General features: G+C 63.8%; 20 protein-coding genes and 2 pseudogenes. 14 read left to right on the top strand and 8 right to left on the bottom strand.

What is annotated here, in order from left to right:
- Positions 1–28 precede the first annotated feature (28 nt).
- Positions 29–427: an acyl-CoA thioesterase gene (locus tag ACYVOC_RS17805; RefSeq protein ID WP_461162663.1), complete on the bottom strand. Its 399-nt coding sequence runs from the start codon at positions 425–427 to the stop codon at positions 29–31.
- A gap of 112 nt (positions 428–539) precedes the next feature.
- Between ACYVOC_RS17805 and ACYVOC_RS17800 the strand changes: the two genes are divergently transcribed.
- Complete coding sequence (locus ACYVOC_RS17800) at positions 540–2,027, top strand: short-chain fatty acyl-CoA regulator family protein (RefSeq protein ID WP_461162662.1); 1,488 nt, start codon at positions 540–542, stop codon at positions 2,025–2,027.
- Positions 2,028–2,120: 93 nt separating this feature from the next.
- On the opposite strand, the gene ACYVOC_RS17795 is transcribed toward ACYVOC_RS17800, so the two are convergent.
- Together ACYVOC_RS17795 and ACYVOC_RS17790 are read right to left on the bottom strand one after the other, a co-directional pair.
- Positions 2,121–3,518: a DUF1501 domain-containing protein gene (locus ACYVOC_RS17795; protein WP_461162661.1), complete on the bottom strand. Its 1,398-nt coding sequence runs from the start codon at positions 3,516–3,518 to the stop codon at positions 2,121–2,123.
- Positions 3,519–3,526: 8 nt separating this feature from the next.
- Positions 3,527–5,266 carry a DUF1800 domain-containing protein gene (locus ACYVOC_RS17790; protein WP_461162660.1) on the bottom strand — a complete coding sequence of 580 codons (1,740 nt, stop codon included), beginning with the start codon at positions 5,264–5,266 and terminating at the stop codon, positions 3,527–3,529.
- A 243-nt stretch (positions 5,267–5,509) separates the two neighbouring features.
- On the opposite strand from ACYVOC_RS17790, the gene smc reads away from it, so the two are divergent.
- The 4 genes from smc (at position 5,510) to rssA (ending at position 14,016) form a co-directional block, all read left to right on the top strand.
- The gene (smc, locus tag ACYVOC_RS17785; RefSeq protein ID WP_461162659.1) at positions 5,510–9,037 is read left to right on the top strand and encodes a chromosome segregation protein SMC; all 3,528 of its coding nucleotides are present in this window, start codon (positions 5,510–5,512) and stop codon (positions 9,035–9,037) included.
- A gap of 205 nt (positions 9,038–9,242) precedes the next feature.
- Entirely contained in the window at positions 9,243–10,358 is a 1,116-nt protein-coding gene (locus ACYVOC_RS17780; protein ID WP_461162658.1) for a cell division protein FtsZ, read from the top strand.
- A 185-nt stretch (positions 10,359–10,543) separates the two neighbouring features.
- The gene (gene ligA / locus ACYVOC_RS17775; protein WP_461162657.1) at positions 10,544–13,072 is read left to right on the top strand and encodes an NAD-dependent DNA ligase LigA; all 2,529 of its coding nucleotides are present in this window, start codon (positions 10,544–10,546) and stop codon (positions 13,070–13,072) included.
- A 5-nt stretch (positions 13,073–13,077) separates the two neighbouring features.
- The gene (rssA, locus tag ACYVOC_RS17770; protein WP_461162656.1) at positions 13,078–14,016 is read left to right on the top strand and encodes a patatin-like phospholipase RssA; all 939 of its coding nucleotides are present in this window, start codon (positions 13,078–13,080) and stop codon (positions 14,014–14,016) included.
- A gap of 80 nt (positions 14,017–14,096) precedes the next feature.
- On the opposite strand, the gene ACYVOC_RS17765 is transcribed toward rssA, so the two are convergent.
- Both ACYVOC_RS17765 and ACYVOC_RS17760 read right to left on the bottom strand, forming a co-directional pair.
- Positions 14,097–14,306 (bottom strand): BrnA antitoxin family protein, encoded by a 210-nt coding sequence (locus ACYVOC_RS17765; RefSeq protein ID WP_461162655.1) that lies wholly within the window; start codon positions 14,304–14,306, stop codon positions 14,097–14,099.
- 9 nt (positions 14,307–14,315) lie between these two features.
- On the bottom strand, positions 14,316–14,597 hold the full coding sequence (locus ACYVOC_RS17760) for a BrnT family toxin (protein ID WP_461162654.1): 282 nt from the start codon (positions 14,595–14,597) through the stop codon (positions 14,316–14,318).
- Between the two features lie 94 nt (positions 14,598–14,691).
- Between ACYVOC_RS17760 and ACYVOC_RS17755 the strand changes: the two are divergent.
- The 4 genes and pseudogenes from ACYVOC_RS17755 to ACYVOC_RS17740 all read left to right on the top strand — a co-directional run.
- Positions 14,692–14,907 (top strand): annotated as a pseudogene (locus ACYVOC_RS17755) (patatin); the annotation flags it as partial.
- 213 nt (positions 14,908–15,120) lie between these two features.
- On the top strand, positions 15,121–16,020 hold the full coding sequence (locus ACYVOC_RS17750) for a hypothetical protein (RefSeq protein WP_461162653.1): 900 nt from the start codon (positions 15,121–15,123) through the stop codon (positions 16,018–16,020).
- An 80-nt stretch (positions 16,021–16,100) separates the two neighbouring features.
- Positions 16,101–16,226, top strand: a pseudogene (locus ACYVOC_RS17745) (IS5/IS1182 family transposase); the annotation flags it as partial.
- A 228-nt stretch (positions 16,227–16,454) separates the two neighbouring features.
- Positions 16,455–18,989 carry a penicillin-binding protein 1A gene (locus ACYVOC_RS17740; protein WP_461162652.1) on the top strand — a complete coding sequence of 845 codons (2,535 nt, stop codon included), beginning with the start codon at positions 16,455–16,457 and terminating at the stop codon, positions 18,987–18,989.
- Positions 18,990–19,002: 13 nt separating this feature from the next.
- Here ACYVOC_RS17740 and ACYVOC_RS17735 read toward each other — a convergent pair whose 3' ends face one another.
- Together ACYVOC_RS17735 and ACYVOC_RS17730 are read right to left on the bottom strand one after the other, a co-directional pair.
- On the bottom strand, positions 19,003–19,554 hold the full coding sequence (locus tag ACYVOC_RS17735) for an NUDIX hydrolase (RefSeq protein WP_461162651.1): 552 nt from the start codon (positions 19,552–19,554) through the stop codon (positions 19,003–19,005).
- Between the two features lie 82 nt (positions 19,555–19,636).
- Complete coding sequence (locus ACYVOC_RS17730; RefSeq protein ID WP_116003884.1) at positions 19,637–20,332, bottom strand: fumarylacetoacetate hydrolase family protein; 696 nt, start codon at positions 20,330–20,332, stop codon at positions 19,637–19,639.
- Between the two features lie 96 nt (positions 20,333–20,428).
- Between ACYVOC_RS17730 and ACYVOC_RS17725 the strand changes: the two genes are divergently transcribed.
- On the top strand, positions 20,429–20,863 hold the full coding sequence (locus ACYVOC_RS17725; protein WP_116006024.1) for a MarR family winged helix-turn-helix transcriptional regulator: 435 nt from the start codon (positions 20,429–20,431) through the stop codon (positions 20,861–20,863).
- Positions 20,863–21,732 carry a polyphenol oxidase family protein gene (locus tag ACYVOC_RS17720; protein WP_461162650.1) on the top strand — a complete coding sequence of 290 codons (870 nt, stop codon included), beginning with the start codon at positions 20,863–20,865 and terminating at the stop codon, positions 21,730–21,732. Before ACYVOC_RS17725 ends, ACYVOC_RS17720 begins: the two co-directional genes overlap by 1 nt.
- Here ACYVOC_RS17720 and ACYVOC_RS17715 read toward each other — a convergent pair.
- The gene (locus tag ACYVOC_RS17715) at positions 21,652–21,966 is read right to left on the bottom strand and encodes a hypothetical protein (protein WP_116003886.1); all 315 of its coding nucleotides are present in this window, start codon (positions 21,964–21,966) and stop codon (positions 21,652–21,654) included. The two genes, ACYVOC_RS17720 and ACYVOC_RS17715, sit on opposite strands and share 81 nt — an antisense overlap.
- Before the next feature lie 124 nt (positions 21,967–22,090).
- Between ACYVOC_RS17715 and ACYVOC_RS17710 the strand changes: the two genes are divergently transcribed.
- The 3 genes from ACYVOC_RS17710 (at position 22,091) to phbB (ending at position 25,932) form a co-directional block, all read left to right on the top strand.
- Positions 22,091–23,794, top strand: a complete 1,704-nt coding sequence (locus tag ACYVOC_RS17710) for a PHA/PHB synthase family protein (protein WP_461162649.1) — start codon at positions 22,091–22,093, stop codon at positions 23,792–23,794.
- Between the two features lie 91 nt (positions 23,795–23,885).
- Positions 23,886–25,064, top strand: a complete 1,179-nt coding sequence (locus ACYVOC_RS17705; RefSeq protein WP_116003888.1) for an acetyl-CoA C-acetyltransferase — start codon at positions 23,886–23,888, stop codon at positions 25,062–25,064.
- 130 nt (positions 25,065–25,194) lie between these two features.
- Positions 25,195–25,932, top strand: coding sequence for an acetoacetyl-CoA reductase (gene phbB, locus ACYVOC_RS17700; RefSeq protein ID WP_116003889.1), 738 nt, complete (start codon positions 25,195–25,197; stop codon positions 25,930–25,932).
- Positions 25,933–26,100: the final 168 nt, after the last annotated feature.

Below are 26,100 nucleotides of genomic sequence, written 5' to 3'. Positions count from 1 at the left end.
TCTCCTGGATAGAAATGAAGGAAGGAAATCAGTGCGCAAGCGGCTGCGGGCGGCCTTGTGCATCGACGCAGACCATCTCGAACATGCCGCGCAGCACCTCGACCGGCTCTGTGTGCGGTCGTTGCGGCGGCATCAGGCCGATGACCTGCACGCTCATCGAGCTGCGCCCGCTGCGCACCACCTGGCTTGATAGCTCCAGCGCGCGTCCTTGGGGCACGGGGGCCAAAAAATCAACCTGGCTGCAGCGCGCCATCACCACGTCGTGCCCGGCGTGGCGGCTGGCCGTTACAAAAGCGGCCTTGCTCATCAGCGCCAGGGCTTGGCCCGCAAACAGCGTGCCGTAGTGGTTGGACAGTGGCGGCAGCACTATTTCGGTGAAGTGCAAAACCGGCGCAAGCACTGGCGAAGGAGGGGTGGTTTGGTGCATGATTCGCAATGTACGCAAACCATCTGCACTGCAGAAGGACTGAATTGGCGAATGAATGCGAAGTTTTGTGGCGTTATTTGCGAATGTTGCGAATTTCAAGACGAGAAGAACAATGCGAAAAACTTTCATGGGCGTGCAGTTGCGCCGCCTGCGTGAAGAGCGCGGAATGACCCAGGTGGCTCTGGCGCGTGCGCTGGGGCTTTCGGCCAGCTACCTGAACCAGATCGAGCAGAACCAGCGGCCCATGACGGTGCCGGTGCTGCTCAAGATCAACGCCGAACTGGGTGTGGACGTGCAGCGCTTCTCGGACGACGAAGAGGCCCGCCTGGTGGCTGGCTTGTGCGATGTGCTGGCCGACCAGCCGCCCAGCGCTGCGCCCGTGGGCGCAGGGGGGATTGCGGGCACGGCCACCCAGGTGTCGATGGCTGAAATTCGCGAGTTGGCGGCCAGCATGCCCGCCGTGGCACGCACGCTGATGGGCTTGCACACCCGCCATCGGCAGGCGCTCGAGCGCATCGAGGCCTTGTCCGAGCGCCTGGGCGATGAGCGCGGCACGCAGGGCGGGGCGGCGCTGCCGCCCATGGCCTATGAAGAGGTACGCGACTACTTTTTTGCCCACCACAACTACATGGCCGAGCTGGACGATGCGGCCGAGCGCTGCGCTGCGCAGTGGCAGCTGGAGCCGCGCCGTGCCGAAGCGGCCCTGGTGCAGCGGCTAGCGCAGGCACACAGCGTGCGTGTCGTCACGTCGGGCCCCGATGCGCCCGTACTGGCCGGGGACGCCCAGCGCCTGTACGACCCGGCGGTCGGCGTGCTCTATCTGGCCAGCCTGCTGGAGCCGGGCCAACGCAATTTTCAGCTGGCAACGCAGCTGGCGTTTCTGGAAATGGAGCCCGTTCTGCAGCGCCTGGCCCAGGACGCCCGCCTGTCGAGCCCGCAGGCGCGCCAGCTGGCGCGCATTGGCCTGGCGAATTACTTTGCGGGTGCGCTGCTCATGCCTTACACCGCCTTCCTGCAGGCCGCTGAGGCCGAGCGCTACGACATCGAGCGGCTGGGGCAGCGCTTTGGCGTCGGTTTCGAGGCGGTGTGCCACCGCTTGTCGATGTTGCAGCGGCCCCAGGCACGCGGCGTGCCGTTCATCTTCATTCGGGTGGATCGGGCGGGCAACATCTCCAAACGCCAGTCGGCCACGCATTTCCACTTCTCGCGCGTGGGCGGCACGTGTCCCTTGTGGAATGTGTACGAGGCTTTTGCCCAGCCCGGGCGCATCGTCACGCAACTGGCGCGCATGCCCGACGGGCGCACCTATCTGTGGGTGGCGCGCACCGTGCAGCACAGCGGCGGTGCCTGGGGCGCACCGGGCAAGCTGCACGCGGTGGCACTGGGCTGCGACATCCAGCACGCGCCGCGCTGGGTGTATGCCCAGGGGCTAAACCTGACCGACCCGGCCGCCGCCGTGCCCATCGGCATGGGCTGCAAGGTGTGTGAGCGCACCGACTGCCCGCAACGCGCCTTCCCGCCCATGGGTCGCGAGGTGGCCGTTGACGAGCGTCGCAGCACGCTGGCACCGTACCCGGTGGTGCAGGCGCGGGCCGGGTAGGGCCTGTTTTCTGTACCATTGACAAGCTATAAAAATAATAGCTATTAGCGCTTTACCATAAAGCGTTTTAAGCTGTTTTTGCTTAAAAATTTGTCATGCGACCATGAAGCCCAGATCCTTTTCACTGAACTGGCTCAATCGGGGCAGCACCAGGGGCAGATCGGATGCGGACACACCAAACCAGCGTGCCAGCGTTCCGGCATATTGCTCAACCGCCAGGGCGGGCAGGAGGCGCCCCTGGCCCACATCGTCGGGGCCGTTGTTGGCGGGCAGGGGCGCAGGCCCCACAAAACGGCCTCCTTGTACCGCGCCGCCCAGCACAAACTGCGCCGCACCCCAACCATGGTCAGATCCGTCGTTGTTGCTGACCAGCGTGCGGCCAAAGTCGGATGCCGTGAAGGCGGTGACCTGCGAGGCGATGCCCAGCACTTCGGTAGCGCGGTAGAACGCGGCCAGTGCGTTGCCTACCTGGCCCAGCAGGCCCGGGTGAACGCCCAACTGGTTGTCGTGCGTGTCGAACCCGCCAATCGAAACAAAAAACACCTGCCGTTTGGCGCCCAATTGTTGGCGAGCAGCGATCATGCGAGCCACCAGCGCCAACTGGTCGGCCAGCCGGTTGCCCGTGGGGAAGGGCGTGGGCACGGGCGTGCCAGCCAGTGCACTGGTGAGTAATTCGCCCGACTGGATGCTGCGCTGTGCAATCCGGGCATGCTCGTTGGCAAGCCAGTGCGGTGACGATGCCGTCATGAGTTGGCGCAGCGCCTGGGATGCCGCGCTGGAGCCAAAAAGCGGACTCTTGATGCCGGTGACAGGCACGGGTCCGCTGGTCGTTACTTGGTAGGGAATGGCCGTGTCGCCCGACAGAAACACCGCATTGCCCGAGACGTTAATGCACGTGAAGGTGGAGATGCCATTGCTGGCGACGGCCAGGTCACCCAGCCGCCCGCCCCAGCCTCGCACGGCGCCCTCGGCCGAGGACGCCTGCCAGTACGACTGCTGGTCGTTGTGCGAAAAAAGCTTGGGGGGCAGCGGCACCGAGCGCGCCATGTACTGCGCCTTGGTGGTGGACTGGGCCAGCGTGCCCACGTTGTGCAGCACCGCCAGATGGCCTTGGTTGAACAAGGGCAGCAGCCCCGCTGACAGCGTAGGCGCCAGGGCAAACTGGCGGCCATCGGTGGCAGCGGTTGTGGGTTGCAGAACGCAGGGCGCCAGGGCATCGCGGCTGTAGGCGATGTTGCTGCGCAACCCCTGGTAGAGCGCGTGGTGCGTGGTGTCGTAGGGCACCAGCGTGTTCCAGTGGTCGTTGCCCCCTTGCAGAAAAACGCAGACCAGCGCCTTGTAGTCGGGGGCGCTTTGGGCCGCCGCGTCGCTGATGGCGGAAAGGGTCAACGCCCAGGGCGCGGCGCTGGCCGCCAGGGACAAGGCGCCACCACGGCGCAGAAAGGCCCGGCGCGATGCACTGTCGGGGTCAAACGGGTGGGGTGCGTGCATGGGCGGTCTCATTTCTGAACGATGTAGTCGGGCGCTGCCAGCACCAGGGTCAGGGCGGCGTACACGCGGTTTTGCAGGTCGGCGCCGACCTTGGTGGGCATGGCATTGACGGCGGCCACCACCGTGGCCACCGTGGCGGCCGAAAGCTGGCCGCCAGCCAGGACCACTTGCAGCTCGGCCACCAATGCGGCGCCGTCAGGCGCCAGGCCCAACAAACTTCCGTATTCCAGGCGCAAGTCGCCCACGTTTTTGCTCGCTACGGCACGTTGCATGAAGTTCACATAGCCCGCCACGGTGGACTCGTTGGTGATCTGGAATTCCGGCGCTACCAGTCCCTGGGATGACAGGGCCGTATTGGGCGGCACATAACCCGGCCGGAAAAAATTGAACACCGAGGACGACCGCAGCGGGCTCTGGCCCAAGCGTGAACCAGGATCAGACAAGTCGCCCACGTCCCAGGCCTGGGCGGACGAAGTGGCACCAAAAGCCCGCGCCCAGTGCACAAAGCGGTGCACGGGTTCGCGCAGCTTGCCCCACGATGGGTCTTGTAGGCGGGTTGCGCTGCGAGCCGTTGGGTCCAACAAGATCGCCCGCACGACGGCGCGCAAGTCGCCCCGAACGCCCTGTCCGTTGTTGGCAAATACGGCCGCTACCCGGCGCACATAGGCGCCGCTGGGGTTGCTGGTAACGAGCCGCTGGATGAGCTGGCGGCTCACAAAGGGGGGGACGTTGGGGTGGGCAAACAGCGTGTCGAGTGCCGTGCGCAACGCGGCGCGGGCCTCGGTGCCATCCGCAATGTTGGCGCCCAGGAACTGTTTGGCACCGGTTTCGTAACGCGAAGGCACTTGTGCCATGGGCCGGACCATCAGCTCCGGAGAGTAGGGTTTGGACAAGCCGGTGCTATCAAGGTCCCACCCGGTGAAGACACGTGCCAGGCCGCTCACATCTTCGCCGCGGTAGGTTTCCACAGGGTTGCCGCCGCGAACGATGGGGGTACCGTCGTCCTGCAACTGCACCAAGCCAATGGTGAAAAGCTGCATCAACTCGCGGGCGTAGTTTTCGTCGGGCTGGCTGCCTGTTTTGGGGTTGGCCTTGGCGTTGCCGCGGTAGGTGAGGTAGTAACCCATTGCGGGGCTCAACGTCAGAGCCTCCAGCAATTGGCGGTAATTGCCAAAAGCGTGGGTTTGCAAAATGTCGAGATAGTTGCCCAGCGCAAACTGGCGCCAGGCGCTGTCCACCCCCAAAACAGAAACCACACAGATTTCCGACAAGGCCAGTACCACCCGCTGGCGCAAGGCGTCAGCGCCCCCGATGAAGGCCCGCCAGACCGTGTTGTCCATACCGCGCTGGCTGTACCGGAACTCTTCGGCGTCGTAGCCGTTGGCATAGAGCCAGGCCACATGGCTGGACGTAGGCGGTAGCGCGAATTGTTCGGTCAGCCAGTCGTTCAGGGGGCGGCGCGCAAGCGCCTGGATTTCGGCCCGCCCGGCACCCAGCGTGGCCTGGCCCAGAAAAAGTGCTGTTTCTTCCAGGCTGCGGGTGTCAGGCAAAGACGGCCCTGCGCCATCTGGCTCCGGAACGCCGGTGTCCGGGTTGGCCTCTCCATCGCTTCCCCCGCCGCAGGCAGCGAGCGCCAGCGTGCTGGCAGCGACTATGGCAGGGGTTGCTATGAGGTGCCGTGGGGCTGTGACAGGACGGGTTTCAGAGACCGGTTCGGCATCCAGGGAAAGTGAGGGGGGTGCTGTCACAGTGATTTCCTGCAGAGTCGTCCGTCTAGTCTGGCATGCCTAATGGCCGCCCTGGTGGCCTGCAACAACCGTGCACTGGTTGTTTCCAAGTTTTACAAGCACGCACATGGGGTGCGCACAGCTAGTTGCGGTGCAGCGCTCGGGTAACATTGGCGGCTTGTCGGTTGGCTGCCACAGGGCTGTTGGCCGCGCCGTGACTGGCGCTGGCTTTGTGCCCGCGGCGCTGGCCTTACTGGGTGATCCGTGCGTCTCAACTCCATCAAACTCTCCGGCTTCAAATCGTTTGCTGAACCGACCAACTTCCTGCTGCCTGGCCAACTGGTGGGCGTGGTGGGGCCCAACGGTTGCGGCAAGTCCAACATCATGGATGCGGTGCGCTGGGTGCTGGGCGAGTCCAAGGCGAGCGAGCTGCGCGGCGAGTCGATGCAGGACGTGATCTTTAACGGCACCAACACCCGCAAGCCTGCCAGCCGCTCCAGTGTGGAGCTGATTTTTGACAACGCCGACCACCGCGCCGGAGGCCAGTGGAACCAGTATGGCGAGATCGCCGTCAAGCGCGTGCTGACGCGCGACGGCAGCAGCAGCTACTACATCAACAACCAGCCGGTGCGTCGGCGCGACGTGCAGGACGTTTTCCTGGGCACGGGCCTGGGGCCGCGCGCCTACGCCATCATTGGCCAGGGCACCATCAGCCGCATCATCGAGTCGCGCCCCGAAGAACTGCGCCTGTTCCTCGAAGAGGCGGCCGGCGTCTCCAAATACAAAGAGCGCAGGCGCGAGACCGAAAACCGCCTGCACGACACGCGCGAAAACCTCACGCGGGTGGAAGACATTCTGCGCGAGCTCAACGCCAACCTCGAAAAGCTGGAGAAGCAGGCCGAGGTGGCCGCACGCTACAACCTGCTGCAGGCGGACGTCACCCTCAAGCAGCACCAGCAGTGGTTCTTGAAGCGCGCAGACGCCGAGGCCGAGCAGGACAAGGTGCGCATGGACGGCCTGCAGGCCGTGAACGACCTGGAAGCGCGCATGGCCGACCTGCGCCATGTCGAGTCCGAGCTGGAGACCATCCGCCAGGCGCATTACGCTGCGGGTGACCAGGTCAACCAGGCGCAAGGCAAACTTTACGAAGCCACGGCCGAAGTGGGCCGCCTGGAGGCCGAGATCCGTTACGTGGTGGAAGGGCGCCAGCGCGTGGAGCAGCGCCTGGTCCAGCTGGCCGAGCAAATTGCGCAATGGCAGGCCCGCCGCGAGGAAGCCGATGCCGAGCTGGAGCGACTGGCCGGTGCCGGGGTGGACGCCGAAGAAAAGGCCGAACTGCTCGCCGCGCAGGTGGAAGAACAGGCCATGCGCCTGCCCGATCTGGAAGATGCCCTGCGCCAGAGCCAGAACCACGCCAATGAGCAGCGCAGCGCCGTGGTGCAGGTGCAGCAGCAAATCCAGGTGCTGGCGGCTGAGCAGCGCAACATCGACGAACAAAGCCGCCAGTTTGAAACCCGTTTCGAGCGCCTGCGCGCCGACCGCAACGCCCTGGCCGCCCCAGACGAGGCCCGCCTGGCCAACCTGCGCAGCCAGCTCGACGAAGCCCAGGAAGCGCAGGAACTGACCGCCGCCCGGCTGGAAGAACTGCAGGAAACCGTGCCCCGGCTCGACGAAGAGCGGCGCGAGCGCCAGCAAGCGGTGAACCATGAAACAGCACGCCAGACCGACCTGTCCGCGCGCATGGAGGCCCTCAAGGCGCTTCAGGAAAAGGTCAAAACCGACGGCAAGCTGCGCCCCTGGCTGGCTAAGCATGGGCTAGACGGCCTGCAGGGCCTGTGGAGCCGCATCCACATCGAGCCCGGCTGGGAAAACGCCTTGGAAGCCGCTCTGCGCGAGCGTTTGAGCGCACTGGAAGTAGGGCGCCTGGACATGGTGCGCGGCTTTGTCGGCGCTGCCGGTGCCGACGCCCCCCCAGCGCGGCTGGCGTTTTTTACCCCACCGGCCGCTGCCGTGCCTGCCCCAGCAGGCAGCCTGCCGCGCCTGGCCGACCTGCTGCGCCTGGAAGATGCAGGCCTGCGCGCCGTGCTGACCGACTGGCTGCAAGGCTGCTACACCGCCCAGACCCTGGACGAAGCCCTGAACCGGCGCGGCCAGCTGCAGGCCGGTGAAGCCATTTTTGTGCCCGGCGGCCATGCGGTGACGGCGCACAGCGTGGGCTTTTATGCCCAGGATTCAGAACAATCGGGCCTGCTGGCCCGCGCCCAGGAAATCGAGCATCTCGAGAAAGAGCTGCGCGCCCAGGCCCTGATCAGCGACGAGGCGCGCACCGCGCTGGTGCGGGCCGAATCAGGCTACGCCGACGCGGCGCAGCGCCTGACCAGCGTGCGCCGCGAAGCCAGCGAGGCCCAGGGCCGCACGCACGAGCTACAGGTCGAGCACCTGCGCCTGTCACAACTGGTGGAGCAGACGCGCGCGCGCAGCGAGCAGATTGGCGCCGATCTGGCCGAGGTCGAGGCGCAGCTGGCCGACCTGCAGGAGCGCCGCGTGACCGCCGAGGCACGCTTTGAAGAACTCGACATGCAACTGGCCGACAACCAGGAGCGCCACGCCCAACTGGGCGACCGCGTGATCGAGGCCGAGCGCAAGCTGGCCGAGAGCCGCGAACAGCAGCGCAGCCTGGAGCGCCAGGCACAAGAGGCCACGTTCTCGCAGCGCAGCCTGGAAGCCCGCCGCGCCGAGCTGGCGCGCACGCTGGACACGGCCGACACCCAGGCCCGGGCCCTGCAGGATGAACGCCAACGCGCCCAGGGTGAACTCGAACGACTGTCCGACGCCGCTGCGCAAGGCGGCCTGCAAGACGTGCTGGCGCTCAAGATGGAGCGCGAAAAGCAACTGGCCGCGCAGCGCAACCAGTACGACGACCTGACCGCCCGGCTGCGGGCCAGCGATGAGCGGCGCATGCAGCTCGAACGCGCCATGGACCCGCTGCGCGCGCGCATCACCGAACTGCAGCTCAAGGAACAGGCCGCACGCCTGGGGCTGGAGCAATACACCACGCTGTTGCAGGACGCCCAGGCCGACCTGGAGGCCGTGGCCCAATCGGTGGCCGATGGCAAGGTGCGCCTGTCCGGCTTGCAGTCGGATATCGACCGCCTGCACCGCGAGATTGCCGCGCTGGGCGCGGTAAACCTGGCCGCGCTGGAAGAACTGGCCATCGCCAGCGAGCGCAAGACCTTCCTGGATGCGCAGACCGCCGACCTGACGGAAGCGATGAATACGCTGGAGAACGCCATCCGCAAGATCGACGCCGAAACGCGCGACATGCTGTCAAGCACGTTCGACGCCGTCAACCAGCATTTCGGGCGCATGTTCCCCGAGCTGTTTGGCGGCGGGCAGGCGCGGCTCATCATCACCGGCGACGAAATTCTGGATTCGGGCGTGCAGGTCATGGCCCAGCCGCCGGGCAAAAAGAACCAGACCATCCACCTGCTCTCGGGCGGCGAAAAAGCCCTCACCGCCATTGCGCTGGTGTTCGCCATCTTCCAGCTCAACCCGGCGCCGTTCTGCCTGCTCGACGAGGTGGACGCGCCGCTGGACGACGCCAACACCGAACGCTACGCCAAGCTGGTGACCAGCATGAGCAAGCAGGGCACCCAGTTCCTGTTCATCAGCCACAACAAGATCGCCATGGAAATGGCCGAGCAACTGATCGGCGTGACCATGCAGGAGCAGGGCGTCTCGCGCATCGTGGCGGTAGACATGGAATCCGCCCTGTCCATGGCCGATACATGAAATGCAACACCCTCCTGAGTCGCTTCGCGCCTTCTCCCCGCTCTCGCCTCGCTGCGCGATGCGGGCAGAGGGACGCCCCCAGCGCCCGGATATCGGCATGTGGGCGGCCCTTGCGCGGGGGCCGCTGGTCTGGGCAGCGCCCGTTTCATGCGTCGCGGGTGGCGAGACGCTCTCCGCGATACTGATACCCTAAATATTTCGACCCATGAGCACCCTGCAAATCAGCCTGGCCGTCATTGGCGCCGTGTTGCTGGCCCTGATCGTGGCCTACAACGCCTGGACCACCCACCGCAACACCCCACGCAAGGCGCTGCCACCCGAGGGCGAGCGCAAACCCGAGTCGCCCGCCCGCCAGGAACCCGCGCTCGACACCGAGCTTGCGCCAGTGCCCGTCAGCGCAGTGCACGGCCTGGACCACGGCCCGGACCCGTCCCTGCACGGTGTGGACCTGGACGACGCCCTGGCACTGCCTGTGCCGCCCCCGGGCAGCCACGACCGCTGGGGCCTGCTGGACCCGCTGATCGACGCCATTGCGCCCATCGTGCCCGAGCACCCCGTCTCGGGCGAAGCCGCCCTGGCGGCCCTGCCGCCCACGCGCCGTGCAGGCAGCAAGCCGTTTTCCATCGAGGGCCTGAACGAAACCACACAGCGCTGGGAAACCCCCGCTCCCCACCAGCGCTACCGGTCGTTCCAGGCGGGGGTGCAACTGGCCAACCGCATGGGCGCGCTCAACGAGATCGAATTCTCGGAATTCATCATGAAGACCCAGTCTTTTGCCGACGCGCTGAACGCCGCCCCGGACTTCCCGGACATGCTGCAGGAAGTCGCCCGCGCACGCGAGCTGGACCAGTTCGCCAGCGAGCACGATGCGCAACTGGCCTTCATGCTGCGCGCGCGCCAGGCGGCCTGGAGCCCTGGGTACCTTCAACAAAATGCGGGCCGACAAGGCTTTTTGCCAGGAGCCATCCCCGGGCGCATGGTGCTGCCCTCGGCCACTGCGGGCCGCACCACGATGCTGGTGCTGGGCTTTGATACGCAGGCCGCCCTGTCTGACGACCCCGAGCAATCAGCGATCCGCGAGTTGTCCATCAGCCTGGATGTCGCCCAGGTGCATCGCAGCGAACAGCCCTTTGCCCGCCTGCGGGAAGTGGCTGCAGCCCTGTGTGCCGACATGGACGGCGTGCTGTGCGACCAGAACGGCACGCCCCTGCCCGCCATGGCCATGGACCCCATTGCCGCCGACCTGGAACAGCTTTACGACCAGCTCGACAGCCGCGATCTTTCGGCAGGCTCGTTGCAGGCGCGCCGTGTGTTCAGCTAGAAGTTGCACCCCCCTGTGTCGCTGCGCTCCTTCATCCCCTCTCTCGCATCGCTGCGCGCTGCAGGAGGGGGGACGCCACCAGCGCCCGTACATGGGAATACTGGCGGCCCTTGCGCGGTGGCCGCTGGCTTGGGCCACGCCAGTTTCATGCGCCGTTGGTAACGCGCAGTTCCATGAAGTCTGAAATGACCGAAAACTTGGACCTTTTTTCGGCTCCAGAGCCTACGGGTAAAGCGCAAGCAGCTATCGAACTTGAAGCGTTGCGTGCTCGCCTGAATCGCTGGGCGCATGAATACTACGTGCAGGATGCGCCCTCCGTGCCCGACGCCGAGTACGACCGCGTGTTCCGCGAACTGCAAGCGCTAGAGGCCGCGCACCCGGATCTGGTCACCCCCGATTCGCCCACGCAGCGCGTGATTGGCGCGGTGATGGACGGCCTGGCCCCCGTGCGGCACGCAGTGCCCATGCTCAGCATCCGCACCGAAACCGACACCGAGGCCAGCGGCGCCGAGGCTTTTGACGCGCGCATCCGGCGCGAACTCAAGCTCACGCCGGATGACCCGCCCGTGGAATACGTGGCCGAGCCCAAGTTCGACGGCCTGGCCATGAGCCTGCGCTATGAGCACGGCAAGCTGGTGCAGGCCGCCACGCGCGGCGACGGCGAGGTGGGCGAGGACGTCACGCACAACATCCGCACCATCCGCCAGATTCCGCTCACGCTGCCGACCGGCACGCCACCGCTGCTGGAAGTGCGCGGCGAGGTCTACATGCCCCGCGCCGACTTCGACGCGCTCAACGAGCGCCAGCGCGAGCAGGGCGGCAAGACCTTCATGAATCCGCGCAACGCCGCCGCTGGTGCCATACGCCAGCTTGATTCGGGTATTGCGGCGCAACGGCCGTTGCGCTTCTTTGCCTACGGTCTGGGCGCCGTCACGCCCGAGTCCGAGGGCGGCCCGACGTTTGCCACGCACTTTGCGCTGCTGCAGGCCCTTAAACAATGGGGATTTCCGGTCGCAGAGCAGGTTCAGACTGCGCTAGGTGCTACTGAATTAGTAGCATTTCATCAGCAGGTGGGCGCCACCCGCGACCAGCTGCCCTACGACATTGACGGCGTGGTCTACAAAGTCAACAGCCTGGCGCTGCAGAAACGACTGGATTTCACCAATCGAGAGCCGCGCTGGGCCGTGGCACACAAATACCCGGCGCAGGAAATGGCCACGCGCATCGAGGCCATCGACGTGCAGGTGGGCCGCACCGGCAAGCTCACGCCCGTGGCGCGGCTAGCGCCCGTGTTGGTGGGCGGCGTCAACGTCGCCAACGCCACGCTGCACAACCTGTTCGAGATCCGCAAGAAGGGCGTGCGTGTGGGCGATACCGTCATCGTGCGCCGCGCGGGGGATGTGATTCCGGAAGTGGTGGGTTGCGTGCCGCGAGCCTCGGGCGAGGGAGGCCGCCCACTGCCGCGTCGACCATATGTCGCCAATTTCAAAATGCCGACTCACTGCCCTATTTGTGGTGGTGATGTTATGCGAGAAAAGCGTCAAAAGAATTATCGTTGTACTGCTGGATTATTCTGCCCTGCACAGCGTAAAGAAGCCATTTGGCACTTTGCAAAAAGAGGTGCAATGGATATTGAAGGGCTCGGTGAAGAAATAATTGATGCGCTTGTAGAATCGGAGAAAATTCATTATCCATCTGACTTATTTTATTTGGATAAAAATGATTTAATTGGATTGCGGTTGAGCGGCGGCGGAACGTTGCAAGAGTTATCTTCAGATAATCTGCTAAAGGCGATAAATAAATCTAAAAATCCGTCGCTTGATCGTTTTATATTTGCATTGGGAATTCCTCATGTCGGTGAGGCGACCGCAAAGCTTTTGGCGAAATTTTATGGAAATATTGATAATTTTAGAATTACAAAAAAATGGACACCGCTACTTTTGGATGATGTTGGAATTGAGGTTTCAAAATCAATTGCGAAATTTTTATCGCAGTCGGCCAATCAATTGGTGATCGATCGACTTCTCGGTGCTGGTGTTTCTCCGCAAGAGTTGGTCTCAAACGCTAATGAAGTTGTAGATTTTAAATTGATTTTGTCTAGAGTTAAACAGGTCGATCTTTCCGACTTGGCTGGCAAAAAAAATATTCTCTCTGGTATTGGAGAAAAGTCACTTTTGGCGTGGGCTAGAGGTTTAAAGAATATCGATGAACTCATTGGCGGCTCTACTTCTGATTCAGTCAGTAAGGCAATTCAAAAAGCTATTTTTTCTGAGGGCTGGGACGAATCGTTAAAGGAATTGTTATTCATGAATGTTGATTTCTTTAAGGATGCCTCTGGCGCTCCTAGGAAATTGGTATCCGAAAAACTTCGGAGAATATTAAAGTCAAAAACGGATTTGAATGATGAGCAGATTTCACTCTTGGATGAAGGAGAAGGCTGGGCTATAGTTTATTCAAATCAGAAGAAAAAACAGAAAAAAGGTCCTGAGGTTTGCTTTACTGGCTTGTCCGCGTCTGAGAAGACCTCGCTAGAAGAATTATCCAAGGTGAATGGACTGCACGTTGCGACTTCGGTAACAAAAAATTTGATGATTCTGGTGGCGGGGGAAAGTGCTGGACCATCGAAGTTGAAGAAGGCTCTAGATCAAGGTGTCTCGGTAATGTCTAAAGAGGATTTCTTGACGTTTCTCGAAACTGGTGAACTAAAAATCTAACCTTTATGCCATCGTCCCCTCACGCCCCAAAAATCGGCCTCGCCCTGGGCAGCGGCTCGGCGCGCGGCTGGGCGCACATCGGCGTGATCCGTGCGCTGCAGCAGGCCGGCATCCAGCCCGACCTGGTGTGCGGCGCCTCCATTGGCGCCGTGGTGGGGGCGGCCTACGCGCTGGGCGAGCTGGACCGCTTCGAGCAGTGGGCACGCGGCCTGACCGGGCGCACCATGTTCTCGTTCATGGACTTCAAGCTGGCGGGCGGCATGCTCAAAGGCGAGCGGGTGATCGAATTCTTCCGCACCCGCTTCTCCGACCGCCCCATCGAGTCGCTCGACATGCCCTTTGCCGCTGTGGCCACCGGCCTGCATTCGGGCAGCGAAGTGTGGCTGCGCACCGGCTCCACGGCCGACGCGGTACGCGCCTCGATGGCGCTGCCCGGGCTGTTCACCCCCGCGCAGCGCGACGGGCGTTTGCTGGTCGATGGCGGGCTGGTCAACCCCGTGCCCGTGTCGCTGGCACGGGCCATGGGGGCCGACATCGTGATCGCCGTGGACCTGAACGCCGACATCCTGGGCCGCCACCTGCGCAAGCCCGGCACCAACGGCGCGGCCAAGCCGCCTGCCGAAGCGCCGGACGACGACGAAGAAACGGCCGACTGGCTGCGCCGCCTGCAGGGCGGCTTGGCTTCGCTGCTGCCAGCCCCCAATCCCAAGCGCCTGCCTGCTCCATCACTGGTGGAGGTGGTGCTGACCAGCGTCAACATCATGCAGGTGCGCATCACCCGCAGCCGCATGGCCGGTGACCCGCCCGAGGTGATGATCGCCCCGCAACTGGCCCACCTGGGCCTGATGGACTTCTACCGCGCCGAAGAGGCCATTGCCGAAGGGCAGCGGGCGGCGGAGAAGACGCTGCCGTTTTTGCAGCAGTTGGGGTTGGGGGCGGTGTAGGCGGTTCCGTCTTTGCTCGCGCGGTGCACGTTGCGCGCCCGCGTCTTTTGAACGATGAACTGGCCGTGCCCCAAGGCAACTTACTTCCAGTTGAGATTCAGCTTCCGGTGCGAGGCCGCACAGTCTCGCAGGTACAAATTGATGAGACTCTGATACGGAATGCCAACGTCTTCAGAAATGGACTTGAAGTACGCGATGGACTCTTCATCGAGCCGAATGGTGATTTGTTTCTTGAGTTGCGCTGCATAGGGATTCTTTCTAGCAGCGGAGAAGTCGTACTCTTTGCGCATGGGGCACCTCTACGGATAAAACCTGGATTCTTGGGTTGTTGCCTTGCGGGCGGAGATGAAGCGAATGATGTTGCCTTCGTCCCGATAGCAATGACAAACGACAAGCAGCCGAAGCGAGCTGCTTAAACCAAGAAGAACAAAGCGATCTTCATCCTGTGAGTGATCCGGGTCGTCTATCAGCTTGGCCCGCTCATCGACGAAAACGGACTTGGCCTCTTCGAAGCTCACGCCGTGCTTCTTCGCATTGGCAGCGGCTTTCCGTTCATCCCACTCGAAGCGAAGTGTGCTCATGCGGGAAGTGTAACTACATTGTAGTTGGTGCGCAAACAGCCGCGTCTCTGGATTGCCTAAGGCACCAGACGTTGGCGGTGACCCGGCCCGCGTGCCCGCGCCATCGCTGCTGGAAGTGGTGCTGGCCAGCGTCAACATCATGCAGATGCGCATCACCCGCAGCCGCATGGTCGGCGACCCGCCCGAAGTGATGATCACCCCGCAACTGGCGCACCTGGGGCTGATGGATTTCTACCGTGCTGAGGAGGCCATTGCCGAGGGGCAGCGGGCGGCAGAGAAGACGCTGCCGTTTTTGCAGCAGTTGGGGTTGGGGAGGCGGCGTAGTGCCAGTTTCCTTCACCACGTGCGACGGATTGGATCAACCACCATGGCGTATGCAATGTGTTGCGATGCGGTGACAACGCCGCAGACCGCCCGAGTCCGCAGATGCACACGGCGCGACGATTCGTGCAGAGGCTCCTTAGGCTTTGGCCGAAAGTAAGGTATAAATCCCCTGTCACAACAAGTTACAGTGAGCCCGCACGTGCAGTTTATTCCAGCGATTTGTCCACAATGCTCAGGGAAGCTGCAGGTTCCCGAAGGCAAGGATTCCGTGCAGTGCGAGTTCTGCGGTACCGACGTCTTCTTGCGTGAGTCTGAGAAGACCGCTGCTAGCAAAGTTGCTCACCTGCTTGAGCTTGCCCAAGCGGCTGAGACTGCAGGCAACCACACAGAGGCGTTCGGGTACTTCACGAGCGTGCTTGAGAATGACAGCAAAAACGTTTGGGCATGGGTGGGCAAAGGAACAAGTGCCGGCTATCTCTCGACGCTTGCGCATTCGCGGATACCTGAAACCATCGAGTGCTACCGCACAGCAGTGCGGCTTGCGGGTGACGACGATGCAATCACGACAGTTGTGAGCATGGACTGCGCTGTCGCAGCTGTTCTCATTGCGAACGCTTATTTCCAGACCTCGCTGCAGCACACGATGCAGTTCATCTCTGTGCCCGACACGCCGTACGAGCACGCCACACGCTGCGTGGAAGCAGTAAAACTGTGCGAGTTTGCGTTATCGCTAGACCCGAATGCGCCTGGCGCCGCTTCATTTATCCATGACGTCGCTTCGCGGACGTTGAATGTCGGTAAGCTGTCTGCAGATGAGAAGGCATTTCTTGAAGGTGAGAGGAGCAAACACGCTAGTGCAGCGCCAAAACCGGCTGCTACCGGCCAGGCAGTAGCGGGGACAGATGCGGGCAGCACGGGCGTTATGGTTGGTGTGTTCGGAGCTGCCTACGTTGCTTCGTACTTCATTCTGAAAGCGATGGGTGTACAGACGACGTTCTGGGCACTTTTTTGGGCGCTGTGGCTGTGCATACCTATCGGTGGCGCGGTGGGAATCGGCTGCATCCTGGCAATGGCAAAGTTCGCTCACAAGAAAACCTAAGAGGTCCAGCCGCTAAGGATACTCTGCACGAATCCCTGCGAGGCGTGACGGGGCGTGCTTGAAACCAAGACAATACCGGTATGAAGCAAAGCAGCCTGGGCCTGAGCAACACCGTCAAGCGCCCCCGCAAGCGCGAGTTCCTCGATGCCATGGAGTTGGTGGTACCTTGGGCCGAGCTGGTCGCGCTGATCGAGCCGTATGCCCCCGTGAAGAGCTTCCCTAACACCAGCGCCATTCTAGGCAATCATCTCGAAGCCGCCTCGGCAGCTACAACCCCACACCACAATCCCCGCCGATTGGCGGTATAACTGCGCACCTCCCGCCCTCTATGCGGAGAGGCCTGCAAGCCATTCACTCCGCCTGCAAGACTCTCAATTTGATAGCTGCTAGCGCTTGCCTATCAAGCGCTTGAGCCACTTTTGACTCGAAACCCCATGTCTTTCCCCGATTTCCTGCGCACGCGCTGGGCCGCGCTGCGGCCGGTGTGGGCGCGTGCGTTGCAGCGGCCCGAAAAGCTGCTGTCGCTGCACAGCCTGCTCTGGGCGCTCATCGCCGCCGGGCTGGCGATGGTGCTGTATGTGCTGGTGCTGATCCCGTTCACGCCCGCCATCAGCGATATCCGCAAGGCCAAGACGGAGCAGCCGGCGCAGTTGGTGGCGGCGGATGGCAAGCTGCTGGCCGAATACCGCTGGGTGAACCGCGCGTGGGTGCCGCTCGCCGAGATTGCCCCGCCGGTGGTGGACGCGCTGATCGCCACCGAGGACCACCGTTTCTATGGCCACTGGGGCCTGGACTGGCGGCGCACGGCGTCGGCGCTGGTGCGCACGCTGGGGGGCGACAAGCAGGGCGGCTCCACCATCACGCAGCAGCTGGCGCGCAACCTGTACCCCGAGGACATTGGCCGCGCGCCCACGCTCACGCGCAAGATCAAGGAGGCCATCACGGCGCTGAAGATCGAGGCGCTGTACTCCAAGGACGAGATCCTGGAGACCTACCTGAACACGGTGCCCTTCCTCTACAACGCCTACGGCATCGAGATGGCGGCGCGCACGTATTTCGACAAGTCGGCCGACCAGCTCAACGTGCTGGAGAGCGCCACGCTCATCGGCATGCTCAAGGGCACGGCCTACTACAACCCGGTGCTCAACCCCGAGCGCGCCCAGGCCCGGCGCAACACCGTGCTGGCGCAGATGAAGAAGCGCGGCAAGCTGGCCGAGGCGGAATACGCCGCGCTCAGCAAGCGCCCGCTGCGCATCCGCTTCGAGCGGCAGGTGGAGACGGCCGGCCCCGCGCCGCACCTGGCGCAGCAGTTGCGCAAGCAGCTCATCGACTGGGCCGACCGCAATGGTTACAGCCTGTATGCCGATGGGCTGGTGATCCGCACCACCATCGATTACCGCCTGCAGCAGCTCGCCAACCAGGCCGTGGCGCGCCAGGGCAGGGCGCTGCAGGGCGTGGCCGACACGGCCTGGGCCGCGCGCAATGCCTGGAACGCCAAGAGCCCGGTGGTGCGGCAACTGGTGCGCGAATCAGCGCGCTACGAAGCCGCCGTGGCCAAGGGCGCCGCGCCCGAGGACGCCCTGAAGGACCTGCTGGCCGACGCCGCCTTCCTGCGCACGCTGCGGCAAGAGAAGACGCGCGTGCAAGCCGGCTTCATGGCCATGGACCCGCGCACGGGCGAGGTGCGCGCCTGGGTGGGCAGCCGCGACTTTGCGCAAGACCCGTTTGACCACGTGCAGGCCGCGCGCCGCCAGCCGGGCTCCACCTTCAAGCCCTTCGTGTACGGCGCGGCGTTCGACAAGGGCCTGCTGCCCACCGACACGTTGATGGACGCCGCGGTGGAAATCCCGCTGGGCAACAAGCAGGTGTGGCGCCCCACGGACGGCAACAAGCCGCCGAGCGACATGCCCATGACGCTGAGCGATGGCCTGGCGTATTCCAAGAACACCATCACCGCGCAGCTCATGCAGCAGGTGGGCCCGCTGCGCGTGGCGCAGCTGGCGCGCGCCATGGGCGTGCGCGAGTCCAAGCTGGACGTGGTGCCCTCACTGGCCCTGGGCACCAGCCCGGTCAGCCTCAAGGAAATGGTGGCGGCCTACGGCGCCATCGCCAGCGGCGGCAGCTACCATGCGCCCCGGGTCATCACGCGCATCGAAGACAAGAACGGCAAGGTGCTGGAAGACTTTGCCCCCACCGCGCCCGAGCGGGTGCTGGGCCTGACGGCGGCGCAACAGCTGCGCGACGCCATGCGCGGCGTGGTGGACAAGGGCACGGGCGTGGCCATCCGCAGCCGCTACGGCATCCGCGCCGACGTGGCCGGCAAGACCGGCACCACGCAGGACAACACCGACGGCTGGTTCATCCTGATGCACCCGCAGCTGGTGGCGGGCGCGTGGGTGGGCTTCAACGACGGGCGCATCACCCTGCGCAGCGACTACTGGGGCCAGGGCGCCCACAGCGCGCTGCCCATGGTGGGCGAGGTGTTCCAGCAGGCGCTGCGCGCCAAGGTGATCGATACCCACCAGCGCTTCATCGACGAGGAAGAGTCCAGCTGGGTCGGCAGCACCGTGGCTGGCGTGCGCAGCTGGGTGTATGACCTGTTCGGCCGCCGCACCGGTGGGCCGGATGGCCTGGAAAACGCCCCAAGCGCCTTGCCAGTGCCTGGCGCTGCGCCCGCCGCGTCGGCCCCCGCCGAAGCCGAGCGCCCCGAGATCACCGAAGCCCCGCTGGTGCCGTTGGAAAATGCGACGCCCCGGGCGCAGCCCTTGCCGCCGGTCACTTACGACGAGGTGCCCGACGCCGCCAGCCCGGAGATGGCACCTGTGCCGCAGCCGGGCATTGTGATGACAACGCCCCCTGCGCCGCAGCCAGGCACCGTGCTCACCACGCCAGTGCAGCGCGGCGTGGTGGTGCCTGCGCCGGTTCCGGCGCATGGCAACGTGCCGTTTTTTGTGGAAACGCGCCCCTGAGGGGGAGGCGCCGCTATTCGATATCGACGCAGTGCATGCCGAACGCGCCCGCCCGGCGGTCGGCAAAGTAGCACACCAGCGTTTCCTTGACGGTGCGGAAAGCCAACTCGTCCCAAGGTATCTCGTCCTCGGTGAACAGGCGCGCTTCCTGGGTTTCGTAGCCGGGGTTGAAGTGCTCGCTCAGCAGCGTGGCGCGGTAGAACAAATGCACCTGGCCCACGCGGCGCACGTTCAACACGCTAAAGAGCGGGCCCATCTCGATCTGCGCGCCCGCTTCTTCGTCGGTCTCGCGGGCGGCGCCTTCAGAGGTGGTCTCGTTCAGCTCCATGAAGCCCGCGGGCAACGTCCATTTGCCCTTGCGGGGCTCGATATTGCGCTTGCACAGCAGCACGCGGCCGTCAGCCAGCACGGGCACCGTGCCCACCACGTTCAGGGGGTTTTCGTAGTGCACGGTATGGCATTGCGGGCATACGGCGCGCTCGCGGGTATCGCCATCATCGGGCAGTCGGTAGACCACGGCTGTGCCACAGGCACGGCAGTGTTTGATCTGGTGGTGAAAGATCATGCAGCTGTTTTATATGAAAATGGGCTCTAACGCTTATCAGTCAAGCGCTAGCAGCTATCAAAAAAGGAGTCACGCGCACCGCTCAAACCAGCTGCAGGCGCAAAGTGCCCAGGCCGTCTACGCCACCTTCGAGCACATCGCCGCGCACCACGGCACCCACGCCTTCGGGCGTGCCGCTGAAAATCAGGTCGCCCGGTTGCAGCTCCCATGCGGCCGAGAGGTGCTCGATGGTTTCGGCAATGTTCCAGATCAGCTGCGCCACGGTGCTGCGCTGGCGATCTGCGCCGTTGACCTGCAGCCAGATGGCCGCCTGTGCCACGTCGCCCGCTTGCGCGGCCGGGGTGATGGGGCCGATAGGCGCGCTGTGGTCAAAGCCTTTGCCGATGCACCAGGGGCGGCCCTGCTTTTTCATGTCGTTCTGCAGGTCGCGGCGCGTCATGTCCAGGCCCACGGCATAACCAAAAACATGTTCCAGCGCATTGGCCGCCGCAATGCCGCGACCGCCCTTGCCAATGGCCACGACCAGTTCGATTTCATGGTGCAGGTTGCTGGTCAGGCTGGGGTAGGGCATTTGGCCTGTCTGGCCGGCCTCGACCGGCAGTGCCGCATCGGCCGGTTTCATGAAGAAAAACGGGGGCTCGCGTCCAGTGAAACCCATCTCTTTCGCATGTTCCTCGTAGTTGCGACCCACGCAGTAAATGCGGTGTACGGGAAAGCGCTCGCTGCGGCCCACCACGGGCACGGTGGTCACGGGGGCAGGGGGGAAAACGGTGCTCATGCCAAGTCTTTCTTCTTTTGCGGTTCGACGCCGTTCAGTGTGCCATGCATCGCCCTTCATCATCCGATGGGCGCCCGAAACACTACACTGGTGGCCATGGCACAGAGCTTCGATCTTCACCAAGCGCCGGGGCACCTGGTACGGCGCGCGCACCAGCGCACGGTGGCCCTTTTCATGGAAGAGGCCGCCGCTTTCGATGTCACTCCCGTCCAGTTTGCGATCCTCAACGCGCTGCTGGCCCAGCCAGGCGAAGACCAGATCACCCTGGCGGGCCGTGTGGCCCTGGATGCCGCCACGCTGGGTGCCGTCGTCACCCGCCTGCAAGCGCGCAACCTGGTCCGCCGCGAGAGCGACCCCGGCGACCGCCGCCGCAAATTGCTGTGGCTGACACCCGAGGGCGAGACCCTGGCGCAGCAACTCACGGGCCCTGCCCAGCGTGTGCAGGAGCGCCTGATGGCGCCGCTGCCGCCGCACGAGCAGGCGCTGCTCAAGCAGTTGCTGGCGCGGCTGGTTTTTAGCGGCGAAAGCTGATGGCCGCATTCCACCCCGATTGGCTGCGCCCCGATTGGCCCGCGCCTGTGCAGGTGCATGCCTTGTGCACCACCCGCGCTGGCGGGTACAGCCGGGCGCCTTTTGACGCGCTCAACCTGGGCGACCATGTGGGCGACGACCCACGGGCCGTACAAGGCAACCGGCGGGTGCTGCAGGAGGCCCTGCAGCAGGCCACACCTGGTGCGCGGGCCATTTTTCTGCAACAGGTGCATGGCACGCAGGTGGTGGCCTTGCGCCCCGACCTGGCCGATGGCTCTGTGGCCGATGCCTGCGTGAGCACCACGCTCGGCCTGGCCTGCACCATCATGGTGGCCGATTGCCTGCCGCTGCTGTTGACCAATCTGCAGGGCACCGCAGTGGCCGCAGCCCACGCGGGCTGGCGCGGGCTGGCGGGCGCGGGCGGCTGGGGCGTGATCGAGACTGTTTTCAAGACATTTTCGGCTCAAACGCTTTCACATCAAGCGCAAGCAGCTACAAACTCAATAGCATCCAGCGGCTTGCCAGAAACGGACAGCCGCTATGTCGCCAGCCAGACGCTGGCCTGGCTGGGCCCGTGCATCGGCCCGCAGGCTTTTGAGGTGGGCCCCGAGGTGCGTGCCGCTTTTTGTGCACACGATGCAGCGGCAGCGCAGCATTTCACCGAACATGCTCCTGGCAAGTTTCTGGCCAACCTGGTAGGGCTGGCGCGCCAGCGCCTGCAGGCACTGGGCATTGGTCAGGTGTATGGCAACGACGGCAGCCCCGGTTGGTGCACTGCGTCGCAGCCGTCACGCTTCTTTTCGCACCGGCGCGACAGCGCCGTCCTCGGCGGCAGCGGGCGCATGGCGGCCTGCATCTGGCTCGGCTGAGCCGCCATCGGCCTCAACGCTCTGCGCCTGGGCCTCGCGTTCGGCCATGGCCCGGGCATGCAAGGCGCGCTTGCGCCCCGGGGTGCCCAGGATGTAGCCCACGATGCCCATGGGCAGCAGGCCATACAGCGTGAAAGTGATGATGGCGCCCATGACAGAGCCCGCCGGGCTGGTGGCTTCGGCAACGGCCATCAGCACGGTCACATACAGCCAGGCAATCAGAACCAGGTACATCAGGGCGCTCGGGTAAGTTAGATGGAGGGAAGGGCGGTTACCATACCAGCACATCCCCGCAAGATCGGCATTATTCAGACGAAAGCCCCGCAGCGTGCGGGCTTTTGCCACACCAGGAGACAGCATGGATTCGGACGCACTCTGGGCACAAAGCGCCCAGCAATTCCAGCAAATCTTTGGCGAAACCTGGCAGCGTGCGCTGCAGTCGTTCCAAAGCATGGAGTCACCGGCCGTTGCGGGTGAAGCCCCGGCGATCCGGCTGGCGCCCGAAAAAATCAAGGCGCTGCAGTCGCAATACATGGAGGAAGCGGGCAAGCTGTGGCTGCAGGGCCTGCAAGGCGCCCCAGAAAAACCAGCCGACAAGCGTTTTGCTGGCGAGGGATGGGCCAGCAACCCGGTGGCGGCTTACTCGGCCGCCGCCTACCTGCTCAACGCACGCACCCTCATGGGCCTGGCCGATGCAGTGGACACCGATGCCAAGACCCGTGCCCGCATCCGCTTCGGGGTAGAGCAGTGGATTGCCGCCATGGCGCCCAGCAACTACCTGGCCTTCAACGCCGAGGCCCAGAAGAAAGCCATCGAAACGCAGGGCGAGAGCATTGCCCAGGGTATGGCCAATCTGCTGCATGACCTGCGCCAGGGCCATGTGTCGATGACCGACGAGAGCCTGTTCGAAGTGGGCCGCAACGTCGCTACCACCGAGGGCGCCGTGGTGTACGAGAACGAGTTGTTCCAGCTCATCGAATACAAACCGCTGACGGCCAAAGTGTATGAGCGGCCCTTCCTGCTCATCCCGCCGTGCATCAACAAGTTCTACATCCTCGATCTGCAGCCCGAGAACTCGCTCATTCGCTACGCGGTAGAACAGGGCCAGCGCACCTTTGTCGTCAGCTGGCGCAACCCCGATGCGTCGCTGGAGCACAAGACCTGGGACGACTATGTGGAGCATGGCGCCATCGAGGCGATCGACGTCGTGCAGCAAATCTCGGGGGCGCCGCAGATCAACGCCCTGGGTTTTTGCGTGGGCGGCACTATTTTGAGCAATGCGCTGGCTGTACTGGCTGCGCGCGGCGAGGACCCGGTGGCCAGCGCCACCTTCCTGACCACGCTGATCGACTTTACCGATACCGGCATCCTTGATGTGTTCATCACCGAGGCGTTCGTGCAGTTCCGTGAACTGCAGATGGGCCAGGGCGGCATGATGAAGGGCCAGGATCTGGCGTCCACCTTCAGCTTCCTGCGCCCCAATGACCTGGTGTGGAACTATGTGGTGGGCAACTACCTCAAGGGCGAGACGCCGCCGCCGTTCGACCTGCTCTACTGGAACAGCGACAGCACCAACCTGCCGGGACCGTTCTATGCCTGGTACCTGCGCAACATGTACCTGGAGAACAACCTCATCAAGCCGGGCAAGCTGACCGTGTGCGGCGAGAAGATCGACCTGGGCAAGGTCAAGCTCCCGACGTATGTCTATGGCTCGCGCGAGGACCATATCGTGCCCATCAACGCGGCTTATGCCAGCACGCAGGTGCTACCCGGCAAGAAGCGCTTTGTCATGGGCGCATCGGGCCATATTGCCGGCGTCATCAACCCGCCTGCCAAGGGCAAGCGCAGCCATTGGATCCGTGCCGATGGCAAGCTGCCCAAAACGCTGGACGCCTGGCTGGAGGGCGCCCAGGAACACCCGGGCAGCTGGTGGACCGACTGGTCCGGCTGGCTCAAGGGCCATTCCGGCAAGGAAATTGCAGCGCCCAAGACCTACGGCAAGGGCAGCAAGTTCAAAGCCATCGAGCCGGCGCCGGGCCGTTACGTTAAGCAAAAGTCCTGACACGCAGAACAGCGAGAATCTGAAAGCAAACCCTCCGGGTCTGCCGGGACAGGCAGGCCCTTCACTGATCTATCCCGAAAGAAGGTTCACCATGGAAGACATCGTCATCGTTTCGGCCGCCCGCACCGCTGTGGGCAAATTTGGTGGCGCGCTGGCCAAGACGCCGGCCACCGAGCTGGGCAGCATCGTGATCCGCGAAGCCATGGCACGCGCGGGCCTGCAGGCCGACCAGATTGGTGAAGTCATCATGGGCCAGGTGCTCGCGGCTGGCGTAGGCCAGAACCCCGCCCGCCAGGCCATGATGAAGGCCGGTGTAGCCAAGGAAACGCCTGCGCTCACCATCAACGCCGTGTGCGGCTCCGGCCTCAAGGCCGTGATGCTGGCGGCCCAGGCCGTGGCCACGGGCGACAGCGAGATCGTCGTCGCCGGCGGGCAGGAGAACATGAGCCTCTCGCCCCATGTGCTGAACGGCTCGCGCGACGGCCAGCGCATGGGCGATTGGAAGCTGACCGACACCATGATTGTTGACGGCCTGTGGGACGTTTACAACCAGTACCACATGGGCATTACCGCCGAAAACGTAGCCAAGCAGTACGGCATCACGCGCGAAATGCAGGATGCGCTGGCCCTGGCCAGCCAGCAAAAAGCCGCGGCGGCACAAGATGCGGGCCGCTTTGCCGACGAAATCGTCGGTGTGAGCATCCCCCAGCGCAAAGGTGACCCTGTTGTCTTCAACGCGGACGAATACCTCAACCGCAAGACCAATGCCGAAGCGCTGGCAGGCCTGCGTGCAGCGTTTGACAAGGCCGGCAGCGTAACGGCTGGCAATGCCTCGGGCATCAACGATGGTGCTGCGGCTGTCGTGGTGATGAGCGCCAAGAAGGCGGCGGCCCTGGGCCTCAAGCCCCTGGCCCGTATTGCGGCGTTTGGTACCAGTGGCCTGGACCCGGCCATCATGGGCATGGGCCCGGTGTCCGCATCGCGCAAGGCCCTGCAGCGCGCAGGCTGGAATGCCGCGGACGTGGATTTGTTCGAGCTGAACGAAGCGTTTGCCGCCCAGGCCTGCGCCGTGAACAAGGAACTGGCCATCGACCCCGCCAAGGTCAATGTGAATGGCGGCGCCATCGCCATCGGCCACCCCATCGGTGCATCGGGCTGCCGCATCCTGGTGACGCTGCTGCACGAAATGCAGCGCCGCGATGCCAAGAAGGGCCTGGCAGCGCTGTGCATCGGCGGTGGCATGGGCGTCTCTCTGGCTCTGGAACGTTAATGCCTGCTTCCCGGTGCGACTGCTCTGTGAGCGTCGCATCCGCGGCCTTGTTGGTGTTTTCCTAGGCCGAGCGACTGCAAATGTTGGTTAGAGTGGATACGGATACCGAGAAGCAACCAGGAGATCACAGATGAGTAAAAAAGTAGCGTATGTCACAGGTGGCATGGGCGGAATTGGAACCGCCATTTGCCAGCGTTTGCACAAAGACGGCTTCACGGTCATAGCGGGCTGCGGCCCCACGCGCGATTTCACCAAATGGCTGGACGAGCAGAAAGCACTGGGCTTTAGCTTTCACGCATCGGTGGGCAACGTGGGTGACTGGGATTCCACGGTAGAGGCCTTCGCCAAAACCAAGGCGGAGCACGGCACCATCGATGTGCTGGTCAACAATGCCGGCATTACCCGCGACCGCATGTTCCTCAAGATGACCCGCGAGGACTGGGACCAGGTGATTGAAACCAACCTCAACAGCATGTTCAACGTCACCAAGCAGGTGGTGGCGGACATGGTGGAAAAGGGCTGGGGGCGCATCATCAACATCAGCAGCGTGAATGGCGAAAAAGGCCAGGCCGGGCAAACCAACTATTCGGCCGCCAAGGCCGGCATGCACGGTTTCAGCATGGCGCTGGCACAGGAACTGGCCACCAAGGGCGTGACGGTAAACACCGTGAGCCCTGGCTACATCGGCACCGATATGGTCAAGGCGATTCGCCCCGATGTGCTGGAGAAGATTGTCGCCACCGTCCCGGTCAAGCGCCTGGGCGAGCCCAGCGAGATCGCCTCCATCATCGCCTGGCTGGCCTCGGAAGAGGGCGGTTATGCGACCGGCGCTGATTTCTCGGTCAATGGTGGACTGCACATGGGCTGAAGCCCCACCGGGCAACCATTCCTATGGGCCGCCTTCGGGCGGCCTTTTTATAGCCATCTGCAAACATTCCGCACGGAAAGCAAAAAGCCCGCAGGCGCGCAATGCCAGTCAGTTAAGCCCTGACTGGCATTTTTTTTGTTGGGAACTTGCTGCGAGAGCGCTTGACCT

The sequence above is a fragment of the Simplicispira piscis genome (assembly GCF_054783455.1).
This window is presented reverse-complemented; position numbering and strand designations above follow the sequence as displayed.

Bases quoted from the DNA above. Each gene is read 5' to 3' on its own strand.
- ACYVOC_RS17735 (WP_461162651.1), bottom strand. From the start codon at position 19,554: ATGATCTTTCACCACCAGATCAAACACTGCCGTGCCTGTGGCACAGCC.
- ACYVOC_RS17740 (WP_461162652.1), top strand. From the start codon at position 16,455: ATGTCTTTCCCCGATTTCCTGCGCACGCGCTGGGCCGCGCTGCGGCCG.
- ACYVOC_RS17780 (WP_461162658.1), top strand. From the start codon at position 9,243: ATGAGCACCCTGCAAATCAGCCTGGCCGTCATTGGCGCCGTGTTGCTG.
- ACYVOC_RS17805 (WP_461162663.1), bottom strand. From the start codon at position 427: ATGCACCAAACCACCCCTCCTTCGCCAGTGCTTGCGCCGGTTTTGCAC.
- ACYVOC_RS17725 (WP_116006024.1), top strand. From the start codon at position 20,429: ATGGCACAGAGCTTCGATCTTCACCAAGCGCCGGGGCACCTGGTACGG.
- ACYVOC_RS17765 (WP_461162655.1), bottom strand. From the start codon at position 14,306: ATGCGCAAAGAGTACGACTTCTCCGCTGCTAGAAAGAATCCCTATGCA.
- ACYVOC_RS17705 (WP_116003888.1), top strand. From the start codon at position 23,886: ATGGAAGACATCGTCATCGTTTCGGCCGCCCGCACCGCTGTGGGCAAA.
- ACYVOC_RS17730 (WP_116003884.1), bottom strand. From the start codon at position 20,332: ATGAGCACCGTTTTCCCCCCTGCCCCCGTGACCACCGTGCCCGTGGTG.
- ACYVOC_RS17715 (WP_116003886.1), bottom strand. From the start codon at position 21,966: ATGTACCTGGTTCTGATTGCCTGGCTGTATGTGACCGTGCTGATGGCC.
- rssA (WP_461162656.1), top strand. From the start codon at position 13,078: ATGCCATCGTCCCCTCACGCCCCAAAAATCGGCCTCGCCCTGGGCAGC.
- ACYVOC_RS17720 (WP_461162650.1), top strand. From the start codon at position 20,863: ATGGCCGCATTCCACCCCGATTGGCTGCGCCCCGATTGGCCCGCGCCT.
- ligA (WP_461162657.1), top strand. From the start codon at position 10,544: ATGACCGAAAACTTGGACCTTTTTTCGGCTCCAGAGCCTACGGGTAAA.
- ACYVOC_RS17760 (WP_461162654.1), bottom strand. From the start codon at position 14,597: ATGAGCACACTTCGCTTCGAGTGGGATGAACGGAAAGCCGCTGCCAAT.
- ACYVOC_RS17795 (WP_461162661.1), bottom strand. From the start codon at position 3,518: ATGCACGCACCCCACCCGTTTGACCCCGACAGTGCATCGCGCCGGGCC.
- ACYVOC_RS17710 (WP_461162649.1), top strand. From the start codon at position 22,091: ATGGATTCGGACGCACTCTGGGCACAAAGCGCCCAGCAATTCCAGCAA.
- phbB (WP_116003889.1), top strand. From the start codon at position 25,195: ATGAGTAAAAAAGTAGCGTATGTCACAGGTGGCATGGGCGGAATTGGA.
- ACYVOC_RS17800 (WP_461162662.1), top strand. From the start codon at position 540: ATGCGAAAAACTTTCATGGGCGTGCAGTTGCGCCGCCTGCGTGAAGAG.